This is a genomic window from Mycobacterium sp. (assembly GCF_036488105.1).
Lineage (GTDB): Bacteria > Actinomycetota > Actinomycetes > Mycobacteriales > Mycobacteriaceae > Mycobacterium.
Map to the genome: position 1 here is coordinate 1 of NZ_DASXHW010000090.1, position 10,022 is coordinate 10,022.

Consider the following 10,022-nt stretch of genomic DNA (forward strand, 5'->3'; position numbering starts at 1 on the left):
CCGCATCGCGAGGTCGAGCCCACCGACACCTTGATGATGATCTTCACCTCGGGAACCAGCGGCGAACCCAAGGCGGTTCAGGTGACTCACCTGACCGTTATCTTCGCCGGCGCCAACCTGATTGATCGGTTCGATGTCGATTCGTCCGGCACCTGTTACCTGTCGATGCCGCTCTTTCACTCCAACGCCCTGCTCGCGGGCTGGAGCGTGGCGGTAGGCTCCGGCTCGGCGATGGTGCCCGCCACGTTCTCGGCGTCTCGTCTGCTGCCCGATCTACGCCGCTACGGCGCTACCTACATGAACTACGTCGGCAAGCCGTTGGCCTATGTGCTGGCCACTCCCGAGCAGCCCGACGACGCGGACAACCCGCTACTGGTCGCGTTCGGAAACGAGGCCAGCGACCGCGACATCGCAGAATTCAGTAGGCGTTTCGACTGCACGGTCTGGGACGGCTTCGGCTCCAGCGAAGGCGCGATCATCATCACCCGCGAGGACGGCTGCCCGCCCGGCTCGCTGGGACAAGGCTTTCCGGGTGTCAGCATCTACAACTCCGACACGCTGGTCGAATGCGCGGTGGCCGAATTCGACGACGACGGCACACTGCTCAACCCCGACGACGCGATCGGCGAGTTGGTCAACACCACCGGCGCGGGCCTGTTCGCCGGCTATTACAACGACAAGGACGCCACGGGCGAGCGCTTGCGCAACGGCATGTTCTGGTCCGGCGACCTGGCCTACCGTGACGCCGACGGCTGGATCTACTTCGCCGGCCGCAGCGGGGACTGGTTGCGGGTCGACGGGGAGAACATGACGACCGCCCCCATCGAGCGCATCCTGCAGCGGCTGCCGGCCGTCAGCCAGGTCGCGGTGTACGCGGTACCCGACGAGCAGGTGGGAGACCAGGTAATGGCGGCGTTGGTGCTGGTGGACGGTGCCGAGCTGACGCCTGACGACTTCAGCCAGTTTCTGGCAGGCCAGCCGGATCTTTCACCCAAAGCCTGGCCGCGGCATGTCTGGATCACCGACCGCCTGCCGACCACCGCCACCAACAAAATCCTCAAACGGCACCTGAGCGCGCAGGGCAGCACCCCTGACGGCGGTCTGTTGTGGACCCGGGTCGGCCGCGATTACGCCGTCGTCGACCGTTCCGCCAAAGCCCAGGCCAGCCCGGGTTAGCGTCCGCGCCGGCCCGGGAATGCCCGGACGGTGGCAGGCGTTTAGGGACACAGCGGCTGAGCTGGCATAATCAACAGCCGAAGTTCAGGTTCCGGTTCACGTCCTTCGATGACCAGCACATTGGGCGACCCGGCGACCGACTACTGAAGAGGACACCATGAAAGCTGACATTCATCCCGCCTACGGCGAGACCACGGTGGTCTGCGGTTGCGGCAACACCTTCCAGACCCGCAGCACCAAGGCAAACGGCCACATCGTGGTCGAGGTCTGCTCGCAGTGCCACCCGTTCTACACGGGTAAGCAGAAGATTCTGGACAGCGGTGGTCGGGTCGCTCGCTTCGAGCGCCGTTACGGCAAGCGCAAGGCCGGTGCCGAGACGGAAGCCTCGGCCGACAAGTAGCAGGATCGACGCCCGAACTGTCGCGTTCACCGCGCAGGACGGGCGTCGTTTTGCGTTCGGAGTTGTCCCGATCGCGCGGGAAGGAGGAGCATGACTCAGGCGATTGACACGCTGGTGGCCGAGCATGCCGACCTCGAGCGTCAGCTGTCCGATCCCGAACTGCACAACGATCCCGCCAACGCGCGCAAGGTCGGGCGCCGGTTCGCACAACTGGCCCCGATCGTGGCGACCCACCGCCAGCTCACATCGGCGCGCGGCGATCTGGAGACAGCACGCGAACTCGCCGTCGACGACGCGTCGTTCGCCGACGAGATCACCGAGCTGGAAACCCGGGTCGATGAGCTGGAGACCAAGCTCAGCGACATGCTGGCGCCACGCGACCCGCACGACGCCGACGACGTCGTCCTCGAGGTCAAATCCGGCGAGGGCGGCGAAGAATCGGCGCTCTTCGCCGCGGACCTGGCCAGGATGTACATCCGCTACGCCGAACGGCACGGCTGGGCTGTGACGGTCTTGGACGAGACCTACTCGGATCTGGGTGGCTACAAAGACGCGACGCTGACCATCGCCAGCAAGGGCGACTCGGCCGACGGTGTGTGGTCGCGCCTGAAATTCGAAGGCGGTGTGCACCGCGTGCAGCGCGTTCCGGTCACCGAATCCCAAGGCCGCGTACACACTTCGGCGGCCGGCGTACTGGTCTATCCCGAACCCGAAGAAGTGGGTGAGGTGCAGATCGACGAGTCGGACTTGCGCATCGACGTCTACCGGTCGTCCGGGAAGGGCGGCCAGGGTGTGAACACCACCGACTCGGCGGTCCGAATCACGCACCTGCCCACCGGAATTGTCGTCACCTGTCAAAACGAGCGTTCGCAGCTGCAGAACAAGGCCCGCGCGATGCTGGTGCTGGCCGCTCGCCTGCAGGCGTTGGCGGAGGAGCAGGCGTCCGCCGACGCGTCGGCCGACCGGGCCAGCCAGATCCGCACCGTGGACCGCAGCGAACGAATCCGGACCTACAACTTTCCGGAGAACCGGGTGACCGATCATCGCATCGGTTACAAGGCACACAATCTCGATCAGCTTCTCGACGGCGACGTCGACGCACTCTTCGACGCTCTGAGCGCCGCCGACAAGCAGTCCCGGCTGCAGCAGGCATGACAACTCGACTGCGGTCCGCGATCGACTCCGCGACGACGCTGCTCGCAGACGCTGGAATCGATTCCGCGCGTTACGACGCCGAGGAATTGGCCGCGCACGTCGCCGGCACCGAGCGCGGCCGGCTGTCACTGCTCGGGGCGCCCGACGACGTGTTCTTCGACCACTACAACGCCGCGATCGCCGCGCGATCCCGCCGCGTCCCGCTGCAGCATCTCACCGGCACCGCTGCGTTCGGGCCATTGACGCTGTCCGTTGGTCCCGGGGTTTTCATCCCGCGCCCGGAAACCGAGGCGATGCTGGAATGGGCGGTCGCGCAGTCCCTTCCCGCCAAACCCGTCATCGTCGACGTCTGCACCGGCTCGGGTGCGCTGGCGCTCGCCCTGGCGCGGCATCGGCCCGACGCGCGGGTGATCGGCCTCGACGACTCCGATGCAGCGCTTGACTACGCGCGCAGAAACGCCGCGGGCACCACGGTGGACTTCGTGCGCGCCGACGTCACCCACTCCGGTGTGCTGACCGAGCTCGAGGGCCACGTCGATCTCGTGGTGTCCAACCCGCCCTACGTTCCGGATGGCGCCGAGCTCGAACCCGAAGTGACTGAACATGATCCGCCAAACGCCGTGTTCGGGGGCCCGGACGGGATGGCGGTGATTCCGGCCGTCGCCTGGCTCGCCGGACGCTTGTTGCGCCACGGCGGTCTGTTCGCTGTCGAGCACGACGACACCACATCTTCGATGACTACTGAAACAATCTGCGGGACAGGGCTTTTCGATGATGTCGTGGCCCGAACCGATTTGACCGGACGACCGCGATTCGTGACGGCCCGCAGGAAGGACGTCCGCTGATGAGCGACGTCATCGACTGCACGGACCCCGAACAACGTTCTCGTGGAATCGCATCGGCGGCCGCGGCCGTCAAAAACGGTGGGCTGGTGGTTCTTCCGACCGACACGGTCTATGGCGTGGGCGCTGACGCTTTCGACAGCGCGGCGGTGGCCGCGCTGCTGGCCGCCAAGGGCCGCGGCCGCGACATGCCGGTTCCGGTGCTGGTCGGCTCGTGGCACACGATCGACGGCCTGGCCCTCTCGGTTTCCAAGGCGATGCGGGATTTGATCCGCGCTTTCTGGCCCGGCGCGCTGAGTCTGGTGGTCCGGCAGGCGCCATCGGTGCAGTGGGATCTCGGCGACGCTCGTGGCACGGTCATGCTGCGCATGCCGTTGCACCCCGTCGCGATCGAATTGCTGCGCGAGGTCGGGCCGATGGCGGTATCGAGCGCCAACGTGTCCGGCCGGCCTCCGGCGGTGGACGCCGAGAACGCCCGCGAGCAGTTGGGCGACCTGGTCGACGTCTATCTCGATGCCGGTCCGTCGGCTCAGCAAGCCGCCTCGACGATCCTGGACTTGACCAGTCCCGAACCGCGCATCTTGCGAGCCGGCCCGGTCAGTGCCGCGGGTATTGCCGAGGTGCTCGGGCTGGATGCCGCGAGTTTGTCGGGCTGACCTGGCGGGCGGCTCAGTTCGATCTCAGGGCGGTGCATTACGGTTTTTCGGATGGTCAGCGGTGCCGACAACCTCGCCGGAGGTGTGCTCGCCCTGGCTGATCGTGGCGCGGGTGTTCCGTTGCGTGAGCTCGCGCTCGTCGGTCTGACCGCCGCGATCATCACCTACTTCGTGACCGGACCGGTGCGTGTAATGGCGACCCGATTCGGCGCGGTGGCCTATCCGCGCGAACGCGATGTGCACGTGATGCCCACCCCACGGATGGGCGGCCTGGCGATGTACATCGGGGTCGTCGCAGCGGTGTTCCTCGCATCGCAGCTTCCGGCCCTCACTCGCGGTTTCGTCTACTCCACGGGCATGCCCGCGGTGGTGTGGGCCGGCGGGCTGATCATGGGCATCGGCCTGATCGACGACCGCTGGGGGCTGGATGCGCTGACGAAGTTCGCCGGTCAGATCACCGCGGCCAGCGTCCTGGTGACGATGGGTGTCGCATGGAGCGTTCTCTACATCCCGTTGGGCGGGGTGGGGACCATCGTGCTTGACCAAGCGTCGTCGATCCTGCTCACGCTGGCGCTGACCGTGTCGATCGTCAACGCGATGAACTTCGTCGACGGTCTGGACGGGCTGGCCGCCGGGCTGGGGCTCATCACCGCGCTGGCGATCTGCATGTTCTCCGTCGGCCTGCTGCGCGACCACGGTGGTGACGTGCTGTTCTACCCGCCCGCGGTCATCTCGGTGGTGCTGGCCGGAGCCTGTCTGGGCTTTTTGCCGCACAACTTCCATCCGGCCAAGATCTTCATGGGCGATTCCGGTTCGATGCTGATCGGCTTGATGCTGGCCGCGGCGTCGACGACGGCCGCGGGGCCGATCTCGCAGAATGCCTACGGCGCCCGCGACGTGTTTGCTCTGCTGTCGCCATTCCTCTTGGTCGTGGCGGTGATGTTCGTGCCGATGCTCGACTTGCTGCTGGCGATCGTGCGGCGCACCCGGGCGGGCCGAAGCGCGTTCAGTCCCGACAAGATGCACCTGCATCACCGTCTGCTGCAGATCGGTCATTCCCACCGGCGCGTGGTACTGATCATCTACTTGTGGGTGGGCATCGTCGCTTTCGGCACCGCAAGCACGATCTTCTTCAATCCGCGCGACACCGCCGCAGTCATGTTGGGCGCGATTGCGATTGCGGTTTTCGCGACGCTGATCCCGCTGCTGCGACGCCGTGACGATGTCTACGACGAGGAGTAGTAGAGTCCGCGTCGATGTGGTACGGTGCTGGTAGAACCCGAATTAACCTCGCGGGTTGCCGGCCACCGGCAGACGGAGTCCGCTCCGATCCTGTCGACACACGACCGACAAAGGGGAGCAGTCCCTTGGGTGATGCGAGTGCGGTAAAAGCGCTTCGATACGCTCTACGGGCTACGCACGAGCAACCAAGCAACTCCCCCCGAACGAGGACTGAGGTGCTGCAGTGACTACACCAGCGCAAGACGCGCCGTTGGTGTTTCCCTCCGTTGCTTTCCGGCCGGTTCGGCTGTTCGTTACCTCTCTTGCGCTCACCGTCGTCGCGGTCGCAATCGCCGCCTGGCTCGGCAGTCCGAAGGTTGGCTTGTTCTTCGGCTTGGGACTCCTGCTGGGTTTGCTCAACGCCCTCGGCGTGCAGCGCTCGGTCGCTGCGATCACTGCGGATGCGCACCCGCTGAAAAAGAAAATGGCGCTGAATTCAGCGACGCGGTTGCTGGTCATCACGACGATCGGGTTGGCGATCGCATTCGTCTTCCGGCCCGCGGGGCTGGGCGTGGTGTTCGGGCTCGCGCTCTTCCAGGTGCTGCTGGTGCTGACGACCGCGCTGCCGGTCATGAAGAAGTTGCGTACCGGGACGGCCGACGCGCTTGAAGGGACAGGAAACAGCAATGACTGAGGCGTTTCTGGCCGAAGGCGCGATCGAGGTCGGTCATCACAAAACCGCCAACTGGTTCGGATTGACCGTCAACGTCGACACCGTGACCTCGTCCGCGATCGCTGCCGTCATCGTCATCGGGCTGGCATTCTTTCTTCGCGCCAAAGTCACCTCGACCGGTGTTCCGGGCGGTGTCCAGTTGTTCTTCGAGGCGATCACCGTCCAGATGCGCAACCAGATCGAGAGCGCGATCGGCATGCGCATTGCACCGTTCGTGTTACCGCTCGCCGTCACGCTTTTCGTCTACATCCTGATCTCGAACTGGTTATCGGTACTGCCGTTGCAATACTCCGATCACGGAAAAACCACCGAGCTGCTCTCGTCGGCGGCCGCGGATATCAACTACGTGCTCGCGCTGGCTCTCTTCGTGTTCATCTGCTACCACGTGGCGGGAATCTGGCGCCGCGGCATCATCGGACACCCGGTTGCGGTGGTCAAGGGGCACGTCGCCGTGCTTGCACCCATCAACGTGGTGGAAGAACTTGCCAAGCCGATCTCGTTGTCGCTCCGACTTTTCGGCAACATCTTCGCCGGCGGCATCCTGGTCTCGCTGATCGCGCTTTTCCCGCCCTACATCATGTGGGCGCCCAACGCGATCTGGAAGGCATTCGACCTTTTCGTCGGCGCGATCCAGGCGTTCATCTTCGCGCTGCTGACGATCTTGTACTTCAGTCAAGCGATGGAGCTGGAAGGGGAACACGAGTAGGACCGCAGGACAATCGCTGGCTCACAACAACACGACAGACTTGGTAGACCGCTACCAAATATCAAGGAGGATAAGCAATGTCAGACCCCAATCTCATTGGCCTTGGCGCCCTCATCGGCGGCGGGCTGATCATGGCAGGTGGCGCGATCGGCGCCGGTATCGGTGACGGTGTGGCCGGTAACGCGCTGATCTCCGGCATCGCCCGGCAGCCTGAGGCACAAGGCCGACTGTTCACACCGTTCTTCATCACGGTGGGTCTGGTCGAGGCCGCCTACTTCATCAACCTGGCCTTCATGGCGCTGTTCGTCTTCGCCACCCCAATTTCGCCAAAGTAGTCCGCAACGATGGGTGACATGAGCGCTGTGGTCGTGGCTGCCAGCCAGGCCGAGGGAGGCGGCAGTAACTTCCTCGTTCCCAACGGCACCTTCTTCGTTGTGCTGATCATCTTCCTGATCGTGCTCGGCGTGATCGGCGCCTTTGTGGTTCCGCCGATCTCGAAGGTGCTCAAAGAGCGCGACAACATGGTCACCAAGACGGCTGCTGACAACAAGAAATCGGCCGAGCAGTTCGCCGCTGCGCAAGAAGATTACGAGTCGGCGATGTCCGCCGCCCGGGTCAAGGCATCGGCGGCTCGCGACGAGGCTCGGGCAGAGGGCCGCAAGGTCCTCGAGGAACAGCGTCACCGTGTCGAGGAGCAGGTTTCCGCGACACTGCAAGACGCTGCCGAGCAACTCAAGCGGGAGGGCGACGCCGTGGCTGCGGAACTTCGTGCGCGGGTGGACACCATCTCCACCACGTTGGCGAGCCGCATCCTCGGCGTCGAGATCTCCACCTCGGTCACGGCGAGCGGTTCGGGGCGGTAGCAAGACATGTCAACATTCATCGGGCAGCTCATCGGGTTCGCCGTCATCGTGTGGCTGATCGTGCGCTTTGTCGTGCCGCCGGTCCGCAAGATGATGGAGGACCAGCAAAACGCCGTACGCCAGCAACTGGCGGACTCCGCGGCTGCCGCTGATCGACTCGCGGAAGCCAGTCGCGCGCACGAGAAGGCAAAGGAAGACGCTAAGGCGGAGGCCAAGCGGATTATCGAAGAAGCGCAATCCGACGCCAAACGCATCGGTGAGCAGTTGCACGCCCAGGCCGACTCCGAAGTCGAGCGGATCAAGGTGCAAGGCGCCAAGCAAGTCGAGCTGTTGCGTGCGCAACTGATTCGGCAGCTGCGTCAGGACATTGGTGCCGAATCCGTCCGACGGGCAGGCGAATTGGTGCGCGGCTACGCCGCCGAACCGGGCCAGCAGTCCGCGACCGTCGACCGTTTCCTGAACAACCTCGACGAGATGGCCCCCTCTGAGGCCGAGATCCACTATCCCGTGCTGGGAAGTTTGCGATCGTCAAGCCAGCGCGCGCTGACGGACCTGATGGACCGGTTAGTCGAGATTGCCAAAGGCCTCGATGACTCGGCGCTCACCACGCTCGCCGAAGAGCTGGTCGAGGTCGCGCATCTACTCAGCCGCGAGGTGGTCATCACCCGGTATCTCGCAACCCGGGCTGAAGACAGTACGCCCAGGGTCCGGCTGATCGAGCGACTGCTCTCCGGCAAGGTGGGGGATCCAACGCTCGACGTACTCCGCACCGCTGTGTCGGAGCGTTGGTCCGACACCCCCGACCTGATCGTTGCCGTCGAACACATTGCGCGCCAGGCATTTCTGGTCCGAGCAGAGCGTGCCGGCCAGATCGACGAAGTGGCAGATCAGCTGTTTTGGTTCAGCCGCGTTCTCGACAGCGAGCCACGGCTGGCCAGTCTCCTGGGCGACACCGTCGTGCCCGCCGAAGACCGGGTTCAGCTGCTCCGCAACGTACTCGGGCACGCCGGCCAGAGCGTTAACCCCATCACCGCCGAGTTGCTGGCGCAGACCGTCGACATTCTGCGTGGCGAACCGGCCGAGACCGCGATGCTTCGCCTAGCCGGGGTAGCAGTCGCCCGCCACGGCGAGATCGTCGCGCATGTCAGCGCGGCCGCCGAACTCAGCGAGGCTCAGAGTACCCGTCTTACCGAACTGCTGAGCCGGGTTTATGGCCGCCCAGTGAAGGCGCAGATGCATATCAACCCCGAACTGCTCGGCGGCCTGGCCATTTCGGTCGGCGACGAGGTGATTGATGGGACGCTGTCGTCTCGGCTCGCCAGAGCGAGCGCCCAGCTACCAGACTGAAACATAACCCGAGTCACCAAATTAACAAGCAGGAAGACGAAAAGCCATGGCAGAGTTGACAATCTCCGCTGACGATATCCAGGGTGCGATCGAGGAATACGTCGAGTCCTTTCACTCCGACACTGCGCGTGAGGAGGTGGGCCTCGTTGTCGACGCCGGAGACGGCATCGCACACGTGCAGGGCCTGCCGTCGGTGATGACCCAGGAGCTGCTCGAGTTCTCCGGCGGCGTTCTCGGTGTCGCGCTGAACCTCGACGAACACACCGTCGGCGCGGTGATCCTGGGTGACTACGAGAAGCTCGAAGAAGGCCAGCAGGTCAAGCGGACCGGCGAGGTTCTCTCGGTCCCGGTCGGCGATGAGTTCCTCGGCCGCGTGATCAACCCACTGGGTGAGCCGATCGACGGCCAGGGCGACATCAAGGCAGAAACGCGCCGCGCCTTGGAGATTCAGGCCCCGTCGGTGGTGCAGCGGCAGAGCGTCTCCGAGCCGCTGCAGACTGGCATCAAGGCCATCGACGCGATGACGCCGATCGGTCGTGGCCAGCGTCAGCTGATCATCGGTGACCGCAAGACCGGCAAGACCGCGGTCTGCGTCGACACCATCTTGAACCAACGTAAGAACTGGGAGACTGGCGACGAGAAGAAACAGGTCCGCTGCGTCTACGTGGCCATCGGTCAGAAGGGCACCACGATCGCGTCGGTGCGGCGTGCGCTCGACGAGGGCGGCGCGATGGACTACACGACCATCGTCGCGGCGCCGGCGTCCGACTCTGCCGGGTTCAAATGGCTTGCGCCATACACCGGTTCGGCGATCGCCCAGCACTGGATGTACAACGGCAAGCACGTGCTGATCGTCTTCGACGACTTGAGCAAGCAGGCCGAGGCCTACCGCGCCATCTCGCTGCTGCTGCGTCGTCCGCCCG

11 protein-coding genes and 1 pseudogene are annotated in these 10,022 nt (G+C 64.7%); all 12 read left to right on the top strand.

Features of this window, described 5'->3' with window-relative positions; genetic code table 11:
• A partial coding sequence (locus VGH54_RS05025) for an AMP-binding protein (protein ID WP_331510843.1) occupies nucleotides 1-1,176 on the top strand: 1,176 nt, incomplete at its 5' end.
• 157 nt (nucleotides 1,177-1,333) lie between these two features.
• Complete coding sequence (rpmE, locus tag VGH54_RS05030; RefSeq protein WP_331510844.1) at nucleotides 1,334-1,576, top strand: 50S ribosomal protein L31; 243 nt, start codon at nucleotides 1,334-1,336, stop codon at nucleotides 1,574-1,576.
• Between the two features lie 90 nt (nucleotides 1,577-1,666).
• Nucleotides 1,667-2,731, top strand: coding sequence for a peptide chain release factor 1 (gene prfA / locus VGH54_RS05035; protein ID WP_331510845.1), 1,065 nt, complete (start codon nucleotides 1,667-1,669; stop codon nucleotides 2,729-2,731).
• Nucleotides 2,728-3,576, top strand: coding sequence for a peptide chain release factor N(5)-glutamine methyltransferase (gene prmC, locus VGH54_RS05040; RefSeq protein ID WP_331510846.1), 849 nt, complete (start codon nucleotides 2,728-2,730; stop codon nucleotides 3,574-3,576). Before prfA ends, prmC begins: the two co-directional genes overlap by 4 nt.
• Nucleotides 3,576-4,229, top strand: coding sequence for an L-threonylcarbamoyladenylate synthase (locus tag VGH54_RS05045; RefSeq protein ID WP_331510847.1), 654 nt, complete (start codon nucleotides 3,576-3,578; stop codon nucleotides 4,227-4,229). The genes prmC and VGH54_RS05045 overlap by 1 nt, the downstream gene beginning before the upstream one ends.
• Before the next feature lie 51 nt (nucleotides 4,230-4,280).
• A complete protein-coding gene (locus tag VGH54_RS05050; protein WP_331510848.1) occupies nucleotides 4,281-5,471 on the top strand; it encodes an MraY family glycosyltransferase in 1,191 nt (396 codons plus the stop codon).
• Between the two features lie 223 nt (nucleotides 5,472-5,694).
• Nucleotides 5,695-6,144, top strand: coding sequence for an ATP synthase subunit I (locus VGH54_RS05055; protein WP_331510849.1), 450 nt, complete (start codon nucleotides 5,695-5,697; stop codon nucleotides 6,142-6,144).
• Nucleotides 6,137-6,889, top strand: coding sequence for a F0F1 ATP synthase subunit A (gene atpB / locus VGH54_RS05060; RefSeq protein WP_331510850.1), 753 nt, complete (start codon nucleotides 6,137-6,139; stop codon nucleotides 6,887-6,889). Before VGH54_RS05055 ends, atpB begins: the two co-directional genes overlap by 8 nt.
• A 77-nt stretch (nucleotides 6,890-6,966) precedes the next feature.
• On the top strand, nucleotides 6,967-7,224 hold the full coding sequence (locus VGH54_RS05065; protein ID WP_331510851.1) for a F0F1 ATP synthase subunit C: 258 nt from the start codon (nucleotides 6,967-6,969) through the stop codon (nucleotides 7,222-7,224).
• 9 nt (nucleotides 7,225-7,233) lie between these two features.
• On the top strand, nucleotides 7,234-7,752 hold the full coding sequence (locus VGH54_RS05070) for a F0F1 ATP synthase subunit B (RefSeq protein ID WP_331510852.1): 519 nt from the start codon (nucleotides 7,234-7,236) through the stop codon (nucleotides 7,750-7,752).
• A 6-nt stretch (nucleotides 7,753-7,758) separates the two neighbouring features.
• The gene (locus tag VGH54_RS05075) at nucleotides 7,759-9,099 is read left to right on the top strand and encodes a F0F1 ATP synthase subunit B/delta (protein WP_331510853.1); all 1,341 of its coding nucleotides are present in this window, start codon (nucleotides 7,759-7,761) and stop codon (nucleotides 9,097-9,099) included.
• 46 nt (nucleotides 9,100-9,145) lie between these two features.
• Nucleotides 9,146-10,022, top strand: a pseudogene (locus tag VGH54_RS05080) (F0F1 ATP synthase subunit alpha); the annotation flags it as partial.

What these genes read in the sequence shown, in the direction of transcription:
- rpmE (WP_331510844.1), top strand. Translation starts at nt 1,334, where the DNA reads ATGAAAGCTGACATTCATCCCGCCTACGGCGAGACCACGGTGGTCTGC.
- prfA (WP_331510845.1), top strand. Translation starts at nt 1,667, where the DNA reads ATGACTCAGGCGATTGACACGCTGGTGGCCGAGCATGCCGACCTCGAG.
- prmC (WP_331510846.1), top strand. Translation starts at nt 2,728, where the DNA reads ATGACAACTCGACTGCGGTCCGCGATCGACTCCGCGACGACGCTGCTC.
- VGH54_RS05045 (WP_331510847.1), top strand. Translation starts at nt 3,576, where the DNA reads ATGAGCGACGTCATCGACTGCACGGACCCCGAACAACGTTCTCGTGGA.
- VGH54_RS05050 (WP_331510848.1), top strand. Translation starts at nt 4,281, where the DNA reads ATGGTCAGCGGTGCCGACAACCTCGCCGGAGGTGTGCTCGCCCTGGCT.
- atpB (WP_331510850.1), top strand. Translation starts at nt 6,137, where the DNA reads ATGACTGAGGCGTTTCTGGCCGAAGGCGCGATCGAGGTCGGTCATCAC.
- VGH54_RS05065 (WP_331510851.1), top strand. Translation starts at nt 6,967, where the DNA reads ATGTCAGACCCCAATCTCATTGGCCTTGGCGCCCTCATCGGCGGCGGG.
- VGH54_RS05070 (WP_331510852.1), top strand. Translation starts at nt 7,234, where the DNA reads ATGGGTGACATGAGCGCTGTGGTCGTGGCTGCCAGCCAGGCCGAGGGA.
- VGH54_RS05075 (WP_331510853.1), top strand. Translation starts at nt 7,759, where the DNA reads ATGTCAACATTCATCGGGCAGCTCATCGGGTTCGCCGTCATCGTGTGG.